A 20,076-nucleotide genomic window follows, 5' to 3' on the forward strand; every position below is an offset into this window, starting at 1 on the left:
AACAGTATTCGGACATTCGCCGCCCCGGCCGGACGGCCCGCGCCGATACGATGGCGCCCATGAACTCCGTCCGAGCCCGCCTCTTGTCCACCCTCGCCGGTCAGCTCGGAAATCCACACGGCGTCCTCGGCAAGGGCGTCGCCTTCGTGCTCAATCGCGGCAACAAGGCCGCCATCGCCGGGGCGGTGGAGGCGGCGGGCCTCGCCCCGGGCAGCGCCGCGGCCGACATCGGGTTCGGTGGTGGGGCGGGACTGCCCCTGCTGCTCGAACGCGTCGGTGCGGGCGGGATGGTGCACGGCGTGGAGATCTCCGCCGACATGCTGGCACGCGCCCGCGCGAGTCACCGCGACGACATCGATGCCGGTCGGCTCCGGCTGGTCGAGGGTTCGCTCACCGCGCTGCCGTTGCCGGACGACAGCCTCGACGCCACGATCACCGTCAACACCGTCTACTTCGTGCCGGACCTGACAGCGGTCTGCACCGAACTCGCCCGAGTGGTCCGGCCGGGTGGCCGCCTGGTGATCGGCGTCGGTGATCCCGACGCGATGGCGAAGCTTCCGTTCACGTCGTACGGCTTCACCCTGCGCCCGGTGCCGGAGGTGATCGCGGCGCTGGAGCAGGCAGGCTGCGCGGTCGAGCACCGGCGGCTGGGGACTACGCCGATCCCGCATCATCTGCTGGTGGCGACGCCCCGCTGACTACATCAGCGCGCCGCCGTCGACCCGGATCTCGGTGCCGGTCATGTACCGCCCGTCGTCGGAGGCCACCATGGCGACCACTCCGGCGATGTCCTCCGGAGAACCGAGCGCTCCGCCGTTCAGCCATCCGGTCATCCGGGAGAACAGCTGCGGGTCGAAGCCCTCGGGCTGGTCGAGGATGGATTTCGTGGTGATTCCGCTGGTGATGCCCGCGGGCACGATGTTCACCGCACGCAAGCCCTGCTTGGCGTATTCCAAGGCGATGGCGTGCGTAAACGCGTTCACGCCGCCTTTGGACGCCGCGTAGGAGGCCAGGTAGGGCGCCGCGCTGAAGGCCGCGGTGGAGGAGAGGTTGACCACCACGCCGCGCCCGGTGTCCAGCAGGGCGGGCAGCGCGGCCTGGGTCATCAGGAAGGTCCCGGTGAGATTCACCCGGATCACCTGGTCCCACACCTCGAGCGGCATCTCGTGGGTGCGCGCGGGCCGCAGGATGCCCGCCGCGTTGACCAGCACGTCCAGTCCGCCGAGGAATTCGAGCGCCGTCGCGATCGCGGTCCGCGCCGATTCCGGATCGGCGATGTCGACCTCCACCGTTCGCAGTCGTTCCGCGCCGTCGCCCGCCTTCTCCGCGGTGGCCGCCAGGCCCGCCGCGTCGATATCGGCGGCGACCAGCTGCGCCCCTTCGTCCAGCAGCCGCAGGGCGATGCCCTGACCGATGCCGGATCCCGCTCCCGTCACCACCACGCGGCGGCCGTCAAATCTGCGCATGCCAAAAATTAGAACACGTTCTCATCGAGCGTCAAGGGACTTCGCCGCTTCCCGGCGATCCGCAGCACCATGGCCGCCGTCGCCGCGCCGTAGGCCCGGCTGGCCGACGCCGGACGACCGGCCGGGTAGTTGGAGCGGTGCGTGACCACGACGCCGTTGGTCAGGGTGACGGTGCGGTCCGCGACGGTCGCAACACAATTGCCACCCGCCTTGGCCACCAAGTCCACGATCACGCTTCCCGGGCCGAGCGCGTCCAGCTCCGCCTGCCCGAGCAGACGGGGCGCCGGGGAGCCGCGGTGCACGGCGGTACAGACGACGAGGTCCGGCGGCGTGGCGGCGAGCGTCTCCAGCAGCGGGGCGTTGTCGTCCCGGTTCGGCACGAATCGCCCGGCGCCCGCCGCGATCGCGGCCACCCGCTGTTCCAGGCGATTGCCGATCGCCGTCGGCGGCTCGTCGCCGAGCGTGCGCGCCGCCGTGATCGCGGCGAGCCCGGCCGCGCCGCAACCCAGCACGAGGGCACGGACCGGGCGGGTGAGTCGTGCGGGGGCGAGCAGCCGCCTGCCTTCGGCGTAACCCTCCGCGCCCGCGATCCGGCTCATGATGGACAGCGCATCGATCTCGGTGGTCGCGTCGGCGCGCGGGACCTCGTCGAAAGCGACCGATTCGATCCCGCGGCGGCGCAACCGATCGATCTCATCGCGCCGGTGGTGCGGATCCTGGAAGCCGACCAGCGTCGTCCCCGCGCGCAGCGGCATCGACTCCAGGTCGAACGCGGGCGGCTTCACCCAGACGACGATGCCCGCGCGCTCGAAGAGCGTCGCACGGTCAGCGACGACGACCGCGCCGGACGCGTGATACGCGGCGTCGGCGTAACCCGCGCCGCGCCCGGCGCCTTCCTCCACCAGAACCCGCAGGCCCGCCGTCGACAGCGTGCGCGCGCCGTCGGGAGTGAGCGCCACGCGCGTCTCCCGGGGCGCGGTCTCGCGCAGCACCCCGACGATCACCGCGTGGCCCTGGATCCCGCCGACAGGGCGTTCAGGCCTCGATCGGCGAGCGCGTCGCGATAGGTGAGCCCGCCGGCGATGTCGCGGAACAATTGCTCGATCCGGTCGAAGAGTTCCTCGATCAAAGCGGGCGATTCGTGGCGGGGCGCTTTGCGCGGAGCGAGAACGTTCAACCGGACGCCGGGACGCGGCGAGCCGGTCCGGTCGAGCGCGACGCTGTCGACGCCGGCCACGGCCAGCAACAGATCTTCCAGCTGCGCACTCGTGCGCACGCCCGCCCCGTCGAGCCGCGCACGATCGAACACCACCGAGACGAACATCCCTTCGGGGTTGCCCAGCGGTCGCAGCACGTCGGCACCGAGCCGGGTGTTGATCGCGGCGATATGCGCTCGCGCCCGCTCGATCTGCGCGCGCATCAGCGCGTGGTTGCGCTCGAAGTAGTCGTCGGGGGTGTGCTCGAGGATCGCGCGAGCCAGATGGGTGGTCTCGCGCTGGAAGGAGATGGTGAGCCTTTCCCGGATCCGCTCCAGCCACGCGCTGTCCCCGGTGCACGCCGCACCCATCTTGCAGGGGCCGAAAGCGTTGTAGCCTTTCGAGTTTCCCGTGACCGTCAGCATCACGTCATACAGCCGACGGATGCCGCGTTCGGTCTCCACGTGCAGTGCGGCGATCGGGATGTGCGAGGCCACCAGCCGGTCGAAGGCCATGTCGCAGATGACGGGGACACCACAGTCGAGCAGCACCCGGCCGATCTCCGCCAGCTCAGTCGCGGTGTAGTCCGCGACCACCGGGTTGCCCGGCAGCGTGAGCAGCACACCGCACAGTTCACCGGTCGCGCGCGACTCCTCGAGACAGCGGGCCAGCCGGGCCGGATCGATCTTGAACGCGTCGTCGGAGCCCACCGGGCACGACACGATCCGCAGACCGAATTTCTCCACATGAATGCTGGAGCTCTTGTAGAAGCCCTCCGGGCACACGACCACCCCGCCCGGCCTGGCCAGCGTGGCCACGGCCTCCTCGAGCAGCATCGTGCTCGAGTACGGGCAGACGATCACCTCCTCCGGGCGCACCCGGACGCCGGGCGCCCCTTCCGCCGGATGCGCCAGGCGCTCGAACAGCTTGCGCGCCGCCAGCTCCCGCAGAATCAGCGGCTGCCGTTTGTCGTAGAGACGACCGTCGAGGTACTCGGCGGACGGCGCGATGTGCAGACTCTCCCGCCACGCCCGGTCCAGCGCGGCGACGGCGTGCGCGTCCGGGGCCCGGCCGGTTTCCCCGTGGTAGGCGTCGATGACGCCCGGGTAGCGGCGGCCGCCGGTGCCGGCGAACCACGCGTCCCGCGAAACCCGCCCGCGCACTTCCCGCTTCCTGGCTTCGGAGCGCTTGGTCAGTGTCGCCAGGTCGGCGAGCGGAGGGGTGAGCACCTGGCTCTGAGTCACGGAACCTCGCCTTCTGAAGAGTCTCCCGGTCCGGGCATGGTGTTCCATTTCTCCTGCAATGCGGCGCGGAACAGGCTGCGGCAGTTGCCCTGGGTGAGTCGTTCGAACTCCGCCAGCGGCGACTCGGCGACGATCTGGTCGACCACGACGGCCGTCCCGGCGCGTCGGAGATCGTAGAGTTTCTCGAACCGCCGCACCGCGAACGCCACGTCGTGCTTCAGCACGGAGAAGCGCGTCGCGACTCGGGCCTGGCGCGAGTAGTCGTACTCCCCCACCGCGACGTAGCGGTCGTCGACCACGAGCATGCTCTGCGCGTTGCGGGCGTGTGCGCGCTTGACCAGCACGCTTTCCACGCCCGAGCGGGCCTGCTTCCACAGTTTGTCGTCGTAGGGCCAGACATCCGAGATGTCGTCCAGCACGTACATCCGCCGCACGTCGATCTTCGGCGGATGAGTCTTGTCGGCCAGGCGCAGGATCGCCGCGTGATAGTCGTCGCCGACGTCGCCGCCGATCGTGCCCAGATCAGCGGTGTGGATCGCGCGCACCGACGTGGTGGCCTGTTCCAGGATCGTCAGCCAGTCGGTGACGGTGTTCCATTCCCATACCGTGGCGCTGCGCGAGGGAATCTGCGCGAGGATCTCCTCGGCGCGCTCCAATTGCCGATCGGCGACCAGGCGCAGCGGCTCGATTTCCGCTCGCGCGCCGGAGGCATCGATCAGGCTTTGCGCGATACTCAGTGCGCGCGAGACCAATTCGGGGTCCTTACCCAGCAGGACGTTGAAACGCATTCGCAGGTCGTAGTAGGCGCTGCTGGTCGGATCGGTCGCGGAATCGGCGCTGCCGTCGGTGGGCAGTTCCGCGCCGAGGGCGAGGCTCAGGCGTTCCCGCAGCGCGAGCGGCGGAATCCGGCTGCCGTTCTCGATCTGCTGAATCAGACTGCGGGAGCACCCCGCTCTGGTGGCGAGCGCCGCCTGGGTGTAGCCGCGTTCTAGTCGTAGCCTGCGGACCAGGTTGCCGACCTGCTCATCCGAGCCCGAGTCAGCCATCCCGTGCCTCCCATCCTGCGCCGTGCATACGCGTGCTCACGGAGTGTCACGATGCAACATTCTAATCATCAAATGTCAAGAGGCATGCGATGAATCGCGTTCGCGGGATTTCGTTGCGAACTGGAGATCCCATTCGCCCGATCACCTTCGTGATGGAAGGCTGATACCGGGGCCCAGAAACGTGCTTCACGAGATCCACCTGGCAGTGGTGATGGATAAGTGTGCGATAGTATAGCGAATTCCGGTGCCGGATGATTATATTCGGTCATCGAAGCTTATTTCATATCATCACAAATCATTAAAGCTTCGTTGACAGCATGCCGTGGCCGTACCTAGCCTGGTTTTCGAAGCCACCGCAATTCGACGTCGGCACAACGGGTTTCCGTCGATGCCTACCTCGGTGGCCCGATAACTCTAGGAGGTGCCGGATACGGATACCTCGTCATGGCGCGGGCCGTCATCGCGCCGATCTCCCGAAAGACTCGGGCACCGAACAATCCAGGCACGGGCGACTCCACCGCGTTCGGGCCGTGACCGAGCACGGTCATCGCACCCGGAGGGTGGCGGGTCCGGGTCACCCCCGAACAGAGTGAATGAGAGCGGATCATGGCACTCGACATCACCGATGCGATCATCACCAGCGACATCACCCCGGAAACGGCACGGCTGCTTCCCCTTTCCCCGGGCACGGCATGGGAACTCAGCTGGCTGCCCAGCGTCATCCTGACCCGCGAGCAAGCGCTGAGCGGGATGGCGCTCGACGAAATGCTCAGCGATCCGGGCACCATCACCAGCGACCTCGCCCTCGAACTGGCCACCATGCATGCGTCGGAACTGGGCGTCAGCCTGCGCGATGTCCTGATCCGGTTGTACGTCCGCATCACCGAACGCGACCACGAAGCAGCCTGCCGCACCCATACGCCACTGCCGGCCTGACCCGGGCGAAGACGGCTCGCCGCCGTGGTCCCGGACGCGTCATCCCCGCGCACCGCGCCTTCCTCGGCTGATCGCCAGAGCCTCCGGGACGACCGCGGCCCGGCCTTGCATGCGGCTACCGGTCGGCGAACGATTGACTTGCGCCGGCCGCGCTCGCGGGCCGTACGGTGTCCCCGCTCGGTGGACCACGAGGTGACGGCCCGGCGACAAGCGGAGTGATCGCTCCGTTCGAGGAGGAACCGATGTTCATCCAAGTAATACAGGGCAAGGCCGCCGACCCGGCCCGGCTGCGGCGCTGCATGGATCGGTGGAACGAGGAATTGCAGCCGGGAGCCGTCGGCTATCTCGGCACTACGAGCGGACTGTGCGACGACGGCACGTTCATCGCGCTGGCCCGCTTCGAATCCGCGGAAGCCGCTCGCCGCAACAGCGAACGCCCGGAACAGGGCGCCTGGTGGCGGGAGACCGAGCAATGCTTCGAGGGGCCGGTCACGTTCATGGACTGCGCCGACGTCACGCAGTGGATGGAGGGCGGCTCCGATCGCGCCGGTTTCGTGCAGGTCATGGAGGGCCACACGCGGGACGCCGGACGGATGCGCGAGATCCTGGCCCAGTCGGGAGATCGGTTGCACGAGGTACGCCCGGAGATCCTCGGCGGCACACTGGCGACCTTCGGCGACGACGGATTCGTCGAGACGGTCTACTTCACCTCCGAAGCCGAGGCTCGCGAACACGAGAAGATGGAGATACCGGACGATCTGCGGTCGCTGTTCGAAGAGGAGAACGCGCTCATGGGTGAGGTCGCCTACTTCGACTTGCATCAGCCTATGCTGAGTTCACCCCGGAACTAGTGGCTTGCGGGCACCCTTCGAGTCATTCCCAGCCTCGAGAAGAGACCACACGAGGCTGGGAACGATCCGAGAGGACAATGTCTTCTCTCGGTGTCGTGGACGCAGGGTGAAGGGTTTGCCGGGATATGGGTCGAACGTTGCGGGTAGACACAGACCTGCTGCGAGCCCTCACCCCGGAACTCGCCGCCATCGCCGATACGGCGCAGGGGGAACTCACACGCCTGAAGCAGAGGCTCGCCGCGGAGGGCGAGTGCTGGGGTGACGACGAACCGGGCCGGGTCTTCGGCGACAGCTACGAGCCCGCGGCCGAGAAGGGAGTCACCGGCTTCGAGAACCTGGTCCACAATCTGCGCGGAATGAGCAGCAGCGTCGCGGACAGCGGCGAAGTTCTGCAGGACCAAGACCGGAACCTCGGCTCCCAACTCCGTAACCAGGACCCGTTCCGCTCCGATCCGGTCGGAAGCGGTCCGTTCGAGCAGCCGCGATGGCAGAGCCCGGCGCCGTATCGACCCGTCTTCACACCGAACGCCGCCGATTCGAATCCCGCGCGGAACTCGGCTTCGCCCACCTCGGCGTACGACCCGACCGCTGCGGTGAATAATCCCGCCGCTGCGGCGGACAACCCGACCGCCGCGCAGGAAAACGAGCAGCCCGGCTACCAACCCGCGTCTAACCCGGCCGCGCCTGGTCGACCGAATCCCGGCGACTACAGTTCGCCCGACGACCCAGGGTTCACCGGGCAGGAGTCGTACCCGAACGCCAACCCCACGCCATCGGTTCCGGACCCGGCGACGCCGATCGCCAGAGGCTCCGTGCCCGCCGCGCGAACTCCAGCGGCTGCCGCTCCCACCACCCCTCCGACCGCCGATTCACCCTCGGCGGCGGCCCCCAAACCCGGCGCACCCCAGCCCTCGGTCGGCCAGCGCACACCGGAAACACGGTGGACCAGGCCACCTACCGATTCACCGTGGATGCGCAACACTCCCGGCACGCCGTGGTCGCGCGGCGCCGGCGCTCCGTCGCAGGGCCAGGCATTTCCGCCGCGCCGCAAAGATCCCCAGCCCGGCGGGGCGAAATCAGGGAAGCCGGGCAAGGACGCGAAAGAGCGCAAGAAGCCGGTACCGGCGAAGGCGAAGCGCTCCCGGATCCGCACCGACCCGAGCGCGGTGGCCGCCGCACAGGAACTCGCCGCCCGCCACGGTCTCCGGATCACCGGATTCGACACCTCCGGCGTGCGACGGCCGACTGTCGACCAGATCGCGGCGGCCATCGACGGCATCCTCGGCAAATACCCCTTCATCGAGCTGGCCGGGATCGAGATCACCGATCTGCGGGACGGCGCGGTGTCTCGCGTGGTGTTGGATCGCGCGGACGACGAGGAAAACGAGCAGGTCTCCGGCGGATGGATCCTGCTCGACCGGGTGACGCTGGCGAATCCGGCGCTGCTGGCCGAAAAGGTCGAGACCGCGGTTCGAGCGGGTGAGCGGGTAGCCGGATCGGCAGAGCGGCCGATGTATTCGACGATCGTGCGCGACCTCGGCCGGATTCTCGAAGCGGGAACCGCTCCTCGTGTCCGAAGGTCGGCGCACCGATCGCTGCTGATGGAGTACCAGCGCATCAGCGGTCCGTGGGGCCGCGAGGACACGATGGCCACGATTGTCCGCGGCTACCGGAAGTGGCGCGCCCAGCTGATCCGCGCCTGCTTCCGCGGCGGCCGTTTCGACCCACGAGCGGCAATGGCAGAAGCCTTCACCGAAGTCGAATTGCTCGGTGAAGGAGCCAGCGGGCCCGCGAAAGTGCTGCACCGCCTGGTCGTCGAGCATGCGCGCGGGCGGTCGAGCGCCTGATGGTGGCCATTCCGGACTATTTCCCCGACTGGCTGACCACCATGGTGCTGGGGCACTTTCCGGAAGGAGATCCGGAGGCGATGCGGCGCACCGCCGACGCGTGGTCGGACGCCGCGAACACGCTCCTGCCGGTGCTGCATCGGCTCGAAGCGGCGTTGGAGCAGTTGGACAAGGCGGTCGAGGGCGAGACCGGTACGGCGATGCGGGAGCAGTACCGCAAGATCATCGACCAGATCCAGGCGCAGATCGATTTCAACAACGCCATGGCCCGGCAGTTGTACGACAACGCGACGGCCATCGAGTACCAGCAATACGTCATCATCGGCATCGCGGGAGCGCTGCTGGCCCAGGTGATCATCGACATGGCTATGCCCCCGCCCGGCAGCATCGTGAAGGCCGTCGCCGACCGCGCCGAGGCCAGGGCGGGGATGGAACTGGCCAAGCGCGACTTGGTGCTGTCCATGCTGGCCAAGGCAGCGCGGTTCGTCGCGGAGCACCCACGACTGATGCTTGCCACGAAGGGCGTGTTCTTCGGGACCGCGATCGGCGGCGGTGTCCCGTATGTCGCGCAGCGGGTGCAGATCGCCCAAGGCCACCGGGAGAAGGTGGATTGGCAGCAGGTCCGGATCGGCGCGGCCGCAGGCGCCGTCGGTGGTCTCGTCGGTGTCGAGGTCGGGCGGCGCATCGCACCCGCGGCGATCCGGGCGGGTGGGCGGGTGCTCGGCACCGTGGCCGCCGGCGGCGTGGGCGGTATGGCCGGTGGCCTGGCGGGCGGGCTGACCGCGTGGGGTCTGACGGGCGGCGAAATGCGGGGCAAAGACCTGGCCACCATGGTGTGGACCGGGTTCGGCTCCGGGCTGGTCGGGTCGGTCGGGGCATCGGTGCGGGCCGCTCGGGCCGGGGCGTACACCGGTGCACCCGAACCGGTGTCGTCCACGGATCCGGGTTCACCGCCCGATGCCGCGCCGCTGGCCGGAGTCTCCGCGCCCGGGGACGGTCAGCCGCCCCAGACACAGTCAGCGACCGCCGAACCTGTTTCCACCACCAGTCAGGTGGACGCGCCAGGATCGAGACGATCCGCAGCCGACTTCGGCGACGGTTCCGCGGATTGGGACATGCCTGATGCGATCAGGGCCGAAGGCGATCAAATCCTCCGCGACCTTTTCAACGATCTTCCGGAGGGTCCCGAGCGCGACGCGCTCGTCGCGTTCATACGAGGTGACGGCCCGGGACAGCTGCCGGACGGAAGCGGCGGAATCACATCACCCGGGAGCACGCCCGACCCGTCCGGAGGACCGTCACACCCCTCCTCCCCCGGACGCGGCGGCTCATGGCCTGCCTGGGGCAACACTCCGGCAGCGCGTGCGGGCAGCTCGGTCGCGGTGGCCGCACCTCCCGAAGCCGGTCCGGGCACCACGATTCCGTCCCGTCAGTTCCAGATCAGCGATCCTCAGGTGCGGCCGGACCAGCAGGGCATCGATGTGCTCACCGAAGGGACCGTCACACAGCCGGACATTCCCACCTTCGGCGCCGAAGTCCTCGATGGCAGCAGTACTTACACCGATCCGCTGCTGATCGAGTACGGACCGGCCGGAGAGATGTACTTGGTGACGCCGGAGCAGACCACCGGTAACGCGTCCCAAGACATCGCGGGACCGATGCTCGAAACGCTGGAAGAGGGAGCGACCACCCAGGAGGGACTTCTTCCCGAACTCGATGTCGACGCATCGATTGCCAAGCTGGAAGCGGCACTGGCACAGGACGACGCACCAGCGAGTGCGGATACCACCGCGCTATCGGTGACGACGCCGAACCAAGCCGGAAACGCCACATCACCGCCTTCGGCTCACACCGGAACGGACAACGTCGTCGCGGGGGACCCACAGCCGGCTCCGGATGCTCCGCCCGCGGTGTCTGCCGCGATCGATACGCCCGAACCCGGCGCACAGGCCGGTGCAGCGATACCGATGACCGACGCCGCGCCGGCGGGATATGCCGCCGCCAGGCCCGAGGCGCACAACCCCGTCGTCGCATCGAACGCGGCGAATGCGGCGGCGAAGACGGCTGTCCCGGCAACGGCAACACCCGCGGTGGCCGCGGCGACACCGGCGGCCGCGACAACACCGGCGGTCGCGGGGCCCCCGGCCGCCGCGGGACCCCCGGCAACGACAAGCGGCAGCTCGCACACTGGCGGACCGAAACCACCCGTCGGCCCCACCCCGCCCAGCGGCTCGCAAAACACCGGCCAGCTCGCGGGTCACACTCCGAATGCCCATGGCCCTATGGCACACACGAGTGCACAGGCAGCATCGACTTCGGCCACCTCCCAGGTCTTCACCACACCATCGGCCCCTACCGCCGCAGCCGGCCGACCGGGCGACGATGAACCCGACGCTGATCCAGAAGAGTTCCCCACCCCACCGGGAACCGTCGTGGACGACCCCCGGGAGCACAACGTCCAGAAGGACCCGCGGGAACACAGCGTCTGGCGAGACCCGCGCGACCATAGCGTTCAGAAGAAACCGGCCGGAGACTACGTCACCATCCCCGGCGTCTCCTACCCGCTGGAGGACGAACCACCCGCCGACGCGATACCCGTCATCCCGCGCCCACCCGCTCTGACTCCCCTGCCTGTCGATTCCGTCGGCTTGGGCCGCGCCTTCGAGAACCCGGGCGACTCCGACTCGGCGTCGCCCCGACCTCCGGACATCGTCAATCCTCTGTCGGATCGCCACGTCGCCGCACCGGAAACCGGTCTGGACGCCGGGCTCGACAAACCGCCCGCGTCACTCACCATGCCGTCGCGGTATGCCACCGAGCCGAACCCGGAGACCCCCGGGGCTCCGCAGCCACCTGCGCAGCCGCAACTGAACCCGCACTCCCTCGAATATCACCAGGACCCCAGCCGCCTGCCCGCCGTAGGCGGAGTTCCGCACCTCCAACCCGTCCCCCGCCCGAGTGGGAAGACGGAGCACAAGCGCCTCATCGCCCAGATGGGTGGCGGCGACAAACCCCGGCGACGCAAGAAACAACCCCCGCCCGAGCCAGAGCCGACGCCGACGCCACCCCAGCCGACGCCCGAACCCCCGCCACCGGTTCCGCGGCCGAAGCCGCGCAAGCGCGTGCAGCCGCCCACACCGCCGGTCCCCGAGCAGCTCGTGGAGCGCGAGGCAGGCGAAGCGACCGGGACGGTCGGTGACAAAGGTCAGCACGCCTCGACTACCGCGCGCGACGGCTCCGACCGCAAACGCCGGCAGTCGGGTGTACGTCCAGAACAGTCCGCCGGGCAACCGGATCAGCGCTCGCTACTGCAACGGGCGCAACAGGGTGATCCTGAGGCGTTCAGCGAGCTGCGCGAGCAGTACGGACTCGACATCCTCCAGCATGTGCGCCGGGCACTCGGAGTTTCCGGGTCGCAGTCGACCGAAGACGAGCAATCGGCGCTGACCGCAGGGGCGATCAACGGCACCGTGTTCCGGTTCGCGGAACAACAGCGGTGGCCTGTCCCGGCCGGGGAGGATGTGGGTAGCTGGTTGCGTCGCGTCGCAGATGACGCGGTGGTCCAATCCGGCGTCCTCGAGGGAATGCCGGACACAGCGGCGGGGGAATCGGCCGAACTCGCCGACCTGGGCGAGGTCGCCGCCGACAGCCCCTTGGCCATCGAGTCCAGTCGCCCGGTGGACGCCACCACGGACGTGGGCCGTTTCGTCGCCCCGCTCGCCCATGCCCTCGGCGCCGCGAGTGAAGCGGCGATCGGCCCGCCGGTCTTCGACAACGCCGCCTTCGCGACCCCAGACGATCGAGTCGGCGAAGCCGAGCAGGATCTGCCCCCGGCCGACAACTCTCCGGAGCTCGAGCAGGGCACCGACCAGGTTGTCGATGCGATGCGGCAGGCCGCCGAAGCGGTACTGGCGGACTACCACGCCCGATCGGGCCCCGATATTCCAGAGGCGGAGCGACTGACCAACGTCTCGCCCGCCACCCTCGCGGAGATGCTCCGCGGCGACGACGCCGACGCCACGGCAGCGGTGATCGAGGTGATTCGCCGCGGTGAAGGCAAGATCTTGCGCTGGACCCAGGTGGCCGCCGTGACGGCGATGCGTCGAGTTCCGGTGAATATGGACGCAGGAGAAGGCAAATCGCTGGTCTTCCTCGCCCATGCCATCCGCGAGGCCATCGAACATGGTGCCGTGCAAGTCATCACCACCCGTGACAATCTCGCCAACCGGGAAGTCACCAGATACGTCACGGTTCTGGCCGAGTACGGCATCGACGTCGTCCGGATGAACCCGGACCACGCTCCCAGGCACCCCGAACCCGGCCGACCCACCATCTACATAGGCACCCAGCAGGACGTCGGCTTCGCCGCCTTACGCGACAACTGGGTTCCCGGCCGCAGCGCGGCGATCGATGAAATCGACGAAGCCCTCATCCACGCCGACACCCAGTACATTCTGTCCGACGGCGCCGACCAGTTCGCCGACCCCGCCACCGCGGCCCAGGTGACCGATGCCCGCGACTTTCTCATCGGGGCACTGCGCGACAACAACCTCACCGAAGCGGATTTCGGCCGCACCCCCGGCCAACGCGGCGGACCAGCGCGTCTCACGGAAGATGGCAGGCAAAAGCTGGAGCAACTGCTCGGTCGTGCGGCTACCGAGGCCGAATTCGTCCGTATCGCCATGGCCGCCGCCGCACGGTGGGAATACGTGGAGAACGTGCACTATGTCGTGCACAACGACAGGGTGTTCATCATCGACCAGACCACCCACAAAGTCCTCTTCGATCCCCAGACCTCCTCCGAAAGCCGCTGGAACGGCGGCCTCGCGCAAGCCGTCGAGGCCGAACACGGCTTGCGGATCCGCAACGACCCCGCCAGTTCGAAATCCATCACGGCGCAGCAGCTGTTCAGTCGACAGAACTACGACCACGTGACAGGCGCTTCCGGCACCGCCGAAGGTTCCGCCACTCAGCTACAGCAGCGCTACGGCATGGGAGAGGTCGCCAAGATCGACCGCTTCCACGAATCCCAGCTCATCGTCCACCCGGACAACATCTCCCCGGACGAAGCCTCGAAACTGAAGACCGCCGCCGCCGATATCAAGATCGTGCAGGAATCCGGCCGCCCGCAGCTGGTCCTGGCCGACCGCAACGATCTCGTCGATCCACTGTCCGCCCTCCTCGACGACCTCGACGTCGCGCACACCGCCGTCGACGCGAAATGGTTCCTCGACCACGGCACCGACGCGGAGGCCGAACTGCAAAAAATCTTCGACCACGCCGGCGAACAGGGCAAAGTGCTTGTCATCAACATGCAAGGCGCTCGCGGCGTGGACATCCCGATCTCCGACGCCATCCGCGATCTCGGCGGCCTGCACGTCGTCGTCACGGGCCGCTCCGCCCGCTCCCACGACATCGACATCCAGGCCGAGAACCGTTCCGCCCGCAACGGCGACCCCGGCAGTGCCCGCTACTACACCTCACCCGAGGACGACCTCTACGCCCTGTCACCCCATCCGCTCGTCCAGACTGTCGTCGTCCAATACACCCGAGTCGCCGCCGAGCATCAGACCCAACCCACTCCCGAAACCGAGTCTGCGCTCAACCAAGCAGAAGACAGCCTCCGCGCCCTCGTCGACCCGCTTCAGGAATTCGCCGCCCTGTTACACCGGCACACCCATTCATCCACCGGCCCCACCGCCGACCCGGCCACGCGCGGACCACCTGCCACACCCACCGACCGAAGCGCCCGGCAACCACAACACCCACCGCCTATCGGTTTCCAGCCGCCCGGCTCGCTGCGGCAAGATGCCGCGGACCCGTCGCCACGTGCGGACGACTCCCCCGCGCCCACCTCCGTCTCGGATGCCGGTACGACGCTCACCCAGGCCGAATCCGCTGATATCGAGCGGCCGCGGCACGCTCCCGAAGAACAACGCTTCCTCGAGTGGTATCGGGGGCGGCTGGCCGATCGATCAGGGCTGCCCCGCCAAAGCCTGGCGGAGTATGTCGAGATGCACCACCTCGAGCTCGATCAGGTGCGGCGATGGCTGACACGGGCGGGGATCGAGGCGAGTAGTCACGCGGAGGAGCAGATCGGGCAGCTTCCGTGGCCGGGTGACGGCGACAAGACGACGTGGCTATCCGAAATGCGCCGATATCTCGGGGTCACACCGGCAGAGATGGACGCGCTGGTAGACGCAGTGGAGGGCACCTGGGAGGCAGTCGAGCGCGGGACTCGGGACCTGGCGATCGAGCAGATCAGGGCCTTGCTGCGTCGGGTGCCGTACGCCCGGAGAATGTATACGGAGGCGTCATCCTATTATCCGGAGCTACTCACCGACAGCGGCGCTGCCGCATACCCCGAAGGCTATCCGAATATCGGGAGATACATTCGTTCCCTGCGCACCGAATCCGGCCTTTCGGAAGAGGACCTGGCTGCCGCGGTAGGCAAGTCGAGCGGCACGATAAAGAAGTGGGAAATAGGCGATATCTGGCCCCCGGCAGCAGCGGTTCAAATCATTGCCGAAGCCTCGCCGTTCTCGCACGATGCCACCTATGACGAACTTGTGGAATGTTTTACATATCTCCCGAGGGCCGCCCTGACATTCCCCGACCCACGTGCCGTCGCGTCCTTCGGCGAGTACATCCGGTACTTCACCAGCGTGAACCAGATAAAGGACGCGGATGCTGCGCGCGTTCTCGGACTCACCCGAGTGCATATCGGGCGTCTCAAAAAAGGTGCGGAGATCGACGAATTGGCGATGCTGCGAATCTACCGCGATGTGCTGCGGGAGCGCGGGGTCGACCGATGGAATGATCTGGGCGAGGCGTGGGGACTCACCTACCGCATGGATCCGGCAGGCGAGACCGTTCCCGACCCGGCCTTCTTCCCGACAATCCACGATTGGCTGACCGCAGTACGTCTCTACTACGGAATGAGCCGGTCGGACTTCGCCTCGCGGATCGGAATAACGAAGAACACGATCGCCCGGAGAGAGACACGAACCACACCGAGCGTTGTGGCCCTCCGGCAACTTCGGGACATTCTCGAAGGTCTGGACGAGCAACTGCCGGGAGAGCCCTTCACCAATGACACTCTGGTGCGGGCCTTGCAACAATTCTATGCCCGCCGGGACGTGGGAATCGGAGACGAAGAGGACACTCGTCTGGTCTGGGACCTGATAGCGACTCGGCCAGGGTCTCCCGAGGAGCGGGAGATTCGAAGCCGGCTTCTGGATAAATATCTCTGGATTGCGGAGGCAGCGCCGCAGTTCTGGACAGTGCCGGGAGAAGAGTACCAAGATCTCGTCCATCGAGCCATCGAGGCCATCGCGACGGCCACCAGTACCTTTGTTCCCCCTGGCGAATTTGCCCGGGCCGCTATGGCGAATGCCCGTTGGGCCATGAAGTACAACTACTACAAGCAGATGTATCCGAACTTCGGTTCGAAGGATTTCGAGCTGATCTACACCGTGGATACGTACATCAGGAATCGAACCGATGTTCCTGGATCGGCCGAACCGGATGACGCCGAGATCAGTGCGGCTCTCGGATTGGATCTCGCCGCCGTCAAGAAGGCGAAGCAGTGGGCCCAGCTGCGCAAACCGGTATTCCTGGATCAATCGAATCACAGCACCGACGAAACCGACCGAGACGGGAGTGACGATACGTCCCTGGTGGACGTCGTGGCACCCGACGGCACTCGCTCCTCCTCGGAAGAAGAACTCCTGGACGAGGAGTTTGCGGCGAAGCTGAGACAAGCTCTGCCAGATCTGTCCGAGGCAGCGCGGCGCGCCGTGCTGCTCTACCTCATAGAGGACATCTCGCTGGCCGAGATGTGCACGAGACTGGGTATCGGGCAGCAATCGGCTCAGGACCTGATAGTGAAGGCCACCGAGAGCATCCGGCAGCTTTACGTCGCCGAGCGTGATGGTGACTCGACCGATGCCCCGCGCCCGGATCCCGGGCAGCCGGGGCCACCCGCAGAACCCACCGGCGACCCCGCGCCGGGACGGGACGACAGGTCTCACAATGATCCGGTAGAGGACCGGTTCGCCCCGATCCGTGCAGCTCTCTCCGATTTCCCGGACGGGCACATCGATGCCGCCGAAGCAATGTTGGCCGCGCTGCTGTCGACAACTCATGGGCGTACCCAGGTGCGACACGGCCTTTTCGGAGATTCGGGCAATCGGTGGGTCGTGGTGGAGGTGATCGAGGAGTTCGACGCGGCGTTCGACGTGGCGTCCGAACCAGCACTACCCGTGCGCGACGTACCCGGCACATCGACGGCAGCGGGCCGGCTCACCGAGTTGCTCGACGACAGCGCCGGAGCATGGGGCTACGAGTTGAGTCACCTCGGGCAACACGCCCGCAGCGGACACGGAGGACGACGGAAGAGGTGGTTCAAGCTTTTCGAATCTCCCACACAGCATGACCCGTCGACTGTGCTGCCCGATCCGATCGTGCGACTGAGTTTCGCGCGGGAATCGGTGGCCCGCGGAGTCGGGACCTCGCGCCATGCCGCCCGGGAGGTGCTGATCGGCGCGGGCTGGCAGGACACCGACCAGATCGAAGACGTGGAACTGTCGGTGACCGAATTGGTCACCAATGTGCACGTGCACGATGCCGGAGACGCCGAGGTCCGGTACTGGCTGTTCGATGACGTGCTGCGGGTAGAGGTCACCGACGAGAGCCGAGGTTTGCCGAAGTGGCAGCCCGAGAGCAACTTCGCCGAACTCGAGCACACCGCACAAAGCAGCCCTGACCAGGGGGCGGACGACTTCGACGTGGACGGCTTCCTGGACGCCATCGATCTGGACGCACTGATGGCGGGCCGGCGAGAGCCGGGCATGCGCGGCCGCGGCTACGGACTGCTGGACGACATGGCCGCCGCGTGGGGCGTGGACTTGGCCCGCACCGGGGGCAAGACGATCTGGTTCGAGGTGCAGCGGAACGGCCCACCGGGCACACCCCAGACCGATCCCGGAAGACCGGGCGCCGCGCCGACGGCTCCGCAGCTCTCTCCGGACATACGATCCGGCCAGGTCTCGCAAGTACATCCACGGACAGAGCCGCCGAGTGACTTCAGGACCACCGGTGACGGCACCACTGCGAATGGCACGAGCGGTCTCGGGGGTGGCCACGGCGAGAAGCGGCCCGGCGCGGGAAATCCGGATCCCGACGACACTGCGGCGCAGAAGGATCCGGATACATCGGTCAGGCCGAAGGTAGTGTCGCAGGCTGCGCCGAAGCAGTATCCGGGTACTCCGGACGACGCGTTGGATGCGCCCCCGGGAAGCGTCGCGAGGGGTGACGGTGGTCGGTTGGCCGTAGCTCCGTATGCGAAGAGATTGCCACTCGAGGGGCCACTGGTCTTTCACACGCCGCCCGGTGAGGTGCCTGGCGTCGGGCGTGGAAGCAAGCCCGAGGATGCCCGGGAGGGTGGTTCCTCGGCGCGGCAGTTGCTGACGGCGGTCGACCCCGCACTGCTGGAATTGGTTCGCGAGGGCATCGCGTCCGAACGAGATGCCGCCATTCTCGATACCGGTGTAGCCGCCGAACCAGCGGACGTAGCCCGCTTCCGGCGTCTGGACGACATGCTCGGACATCTCGACGAGCTCCGCGCGGTGCGGGAACGAACAGAGGGAACCATCGCACCGGAGCGGCTCCGGTCGCTGGTCCATCACTTCCACGCCACCGCGGAATGGCTGGCGGCCCTGATGGACGCCCACCACGCCACCGACGGACAGGTACATCCGAACCTCGACGGTCGACAACGGCTCGCGGCCGAGTCCGTGAACCGCTACCGAGCGGCCGACGAACGGGTCGAGCAGATCATCGCCGCGTTGGCAGTCACACCAACGCAGGCGCAACCGAGCCTCGGTTTCTTCGGCCTGCTGGCCACTGTCGATGTGAACTCGGTCCGACTGGTACGCGAAGGCATCACAGCCCAATTCGATGCCGTCGTCGAAGACACCGCCCTGACAGACGTCGACAGGGCACATCATCGCAAGCTCCAGGACATGCTCGGCCACCTCGACGAGTTGATGGCCGCGATGCAACAGACGAATACCACCGCCCCCCGCGAACGCCTCACACTGCTGGTTCACCACTTCAACGCGGCGAAGGAATGGCTGGCCGCTTCGACGGACGCGAACAACGCGGCAAATGGACAGATCCATCCAGACCTGTCCGCGCGACTCCAATTGGCAACCGAAGCTGTAAATCGGTATCGAGCGGCCGACACCCGGGTCACACAGGTTCAGGCAGCATTGGGGTCGCCCGCACAAGGCGATGTAGAGGCGCGGCAGAGCGACCCCGTGGCCGCTGAGCGGGGAAACCGATCACCGGCCGAAGTCGCAGCACAAGACGGCCCACCTCAAACCGATGTGCCCAGAGAACGGCTGGCCGCGTATCTCCAACTCGGGGAACTGGAAGCCGGGTCACCCGAGCATGAGCGGTCGGCCCACGACATCGCTCGACGCGACGCACTGGCTCACCGCTGGCTCACACTCGAACTGGGCGTGCTCGCCTTCGAGCACCAGTTGGGTACGCCGGACCTCCCCCCAGCCACTGTGGACGACCTCACCCGCAGGCTGAACGAGTGGCGCGCCGAACTCGAACGCGCTCGCCGGGCGCTGGCCCCGCGGTACACCGACCCCGCCGCGCTGCGCGGAACTCCGCCGCACGCGCGCGCCGACTCGATCATGCAGACCGAAGAGGCACGTCTGGCGTTTCAAGTGGTCAACGATCGTTACGGACGACAGGTCGTCACCATCCCCACCGATATGCGGGACAAGGCGCTCATTTTCTCCCGGGGAGACCTCACGCGGGCGGTGGGTGACGACAACCTGCACCAGTTCACCTCGTTGACCGAGGCTTTCGACCTCGTCGACCAGATGCCCGCCAGAGCGACAGCGATCGTGCGATCGCTGTCGAACTTCAATACCGACAACGTGGTGGTATTGACCAAGGACAGCGGCGGCCCGGTCATCGAAATCAGCCCCACCATAGCCAGGCTGAAGCCGATCGAACGGTCCACGGGCGCTGCCCGATTCGATTCGGTCGTCCGCAAAGTTTGGGTTGCGCTATACGACGAGAACGGCGTTCTGATACCTCCCCGGGCTTCGAACCCAGGCGGCGGCGCTCCGTCGACCCGGCCCGGCGCGCCCGGCCCGACGACGATGCCGCCAGAGCCTGCGCACCGCTCACAGCAAGCGCGCCAGGCTGACGCGCCCGCCGCATCCCGGCGAGGCGGTGCACCCGACCCTCGCCTCGCGATGTTCACACCGAAAGAAGTCGACGCAGCGCAGGAAGACCGCGGATCGGCTCAGCCGCAACAAGTCCTGTGGCCGGAGGCACCCACCGACGCGGAACAGGCAGAACAACCGCGACAGGTGCAATGGCCCGACGCAGGCCACGCACAGCCCCACGAACCGGCCATGCCGACCGAAGCGGATCCAGATCAGTCGGCCGGCGCACCCAGGT

9 protein-coding genes are annotated in these 20,076 nt (G+C 67.5%); 5 read left to right on the forward strand and 4 right to left on the reverse strand.

Annotated features, from left to right (window positions below):
* Positions 1–59 precede the first annotated feature (59 nt).
* Complete coding sequence (locus NNI01S_RS08905) at positions 60–698, forward strand: class I SAM-dependent methyltransferase (protein ID WP_063019362.1); 639 nt, start codon at positions 60–62, stop codon at positions 696–698.
* Here the strand turns inward: NNI01S_RS08905 and NNI01S_RS08910 are convergent, their stop codons facing one another.
* Genes NNI01S_RS08910 through NNI01S_RS08925 form a run of 4 tightly spaced genes read right to left on the reverse strand, consistent with a single transcriptional unit; the run spans position 699 to position 4,952 of the window.
* Positions 699–1,466, reverse strand: coding sequence for an SDR family NAD(P)-dependent oxidoreductase (locus NNI01S_RS08910; protein WP_063019364.1), 768 nt, complete (start codon positions 1,464–1,466; stop codon positions 699–701).
* 8 nt (positions 1,467–1,474) lie between these two features.
* Positions 1,475–2,470, reverse strand: a complete 996-nt coding sequence (locus NNI01S_RS34385; protein WP_063019366.1) for a Rossmann-fold NAD(P)-binding domain-containing protein — start codon at positions 2,468–2,470, stop codon at positions 1,475–1,477.
* On the reverse strand, positions 2,467–3,906 hold the full coding sequence (locus NNI01S_RS08920) for a pyridoxal phosphate-dependent aminotransferase (RefSeq protein ID WP_063019368.1): 1,440 nt from the start codon (positions 3,904–3,906) through the stop codon (positions 2,467–2,469). The genes NNI01S_RS34385 and NNI01S_RS08920 overlap by 4 nt, the downstream gene beginning before the upstream one ends.
* Positions 3,903–4,952, reverse strand: a complete 1,050-nt coding sequence (locus tag NNI01S_RS08925) for a helix-turn-helix transcriptional regulator (protein WP_063019370.1) — start codon at positions 4,950–4,952, stop codon at positions 3,903–3,905. The genes NNI01S_RS08920 and NNI01S_RS08925 overlap by 4 nt, the downstream gene beginning before the upstream one ends.
* 606 nt (positions 4,953–5,558) lie before the next feature.
* Here NNI01S_RS08925 and NNI01S_RS08930 point away from each other — a divergent pair.
* The 4 genes from NNI01S_RS08930 to NNI01S_RS08945 all read left to right on the forward strand — a co-directional run.
* Positions 5,559–5,888: a hypothetical protein gene (locus NNI01S_RS08930; RefSeq protein ID WP_063019372.1), complete on the forward strand. Its 330-nt coding sequence runs from the start codon at positions 5,559–5,561 to the stop codon at positions 5,886–5,888.
* Positions 5,889–6,130: 242 nt separating this feature from the next.
* Positions 6,131–6,739, forward strand: coding sequence for a hypothetical protein (locus NNI01S_RS08935; protein WP_063019482.1), 609 nt, complete (start codon positions 6,131–6,133; stop codon positions 6,737–6,739).
* Between the two features lie 137 nt (positions 6,740–6,876).
* Entirely contained in the window at positions 6,877–8,586 is a 1,710-nt protein-coding gene (locus tag NNI01S_RS08940; RefSeq protein ID WP_157114662.1) for a WXG100 family type VII secretion target, read from the forward strand.
* Positions 8,586–20,076: preprotein translocase subunit SecA (locus tag NNI01S_RS08945; RefSeq protein WP_157114663.1), on the forward strand; the 11,491-nt coding region annotated here is incomplete at its 3' end. The genes NNI01S_RS08940 and NNI01S_RS08945, both read left to right, overlap by 1 nt.

The sequence above is a fragment of the Nocardia niwae NBRC 108934 = DSM 45340 genome, assembly GCF_001613465.1.
Lineage (GTDB): Bacteria > Actinomycetota > Actinomycetes > Mycobacteriales > Mycobacteriaceae > Nocardia > Nocardia niwae.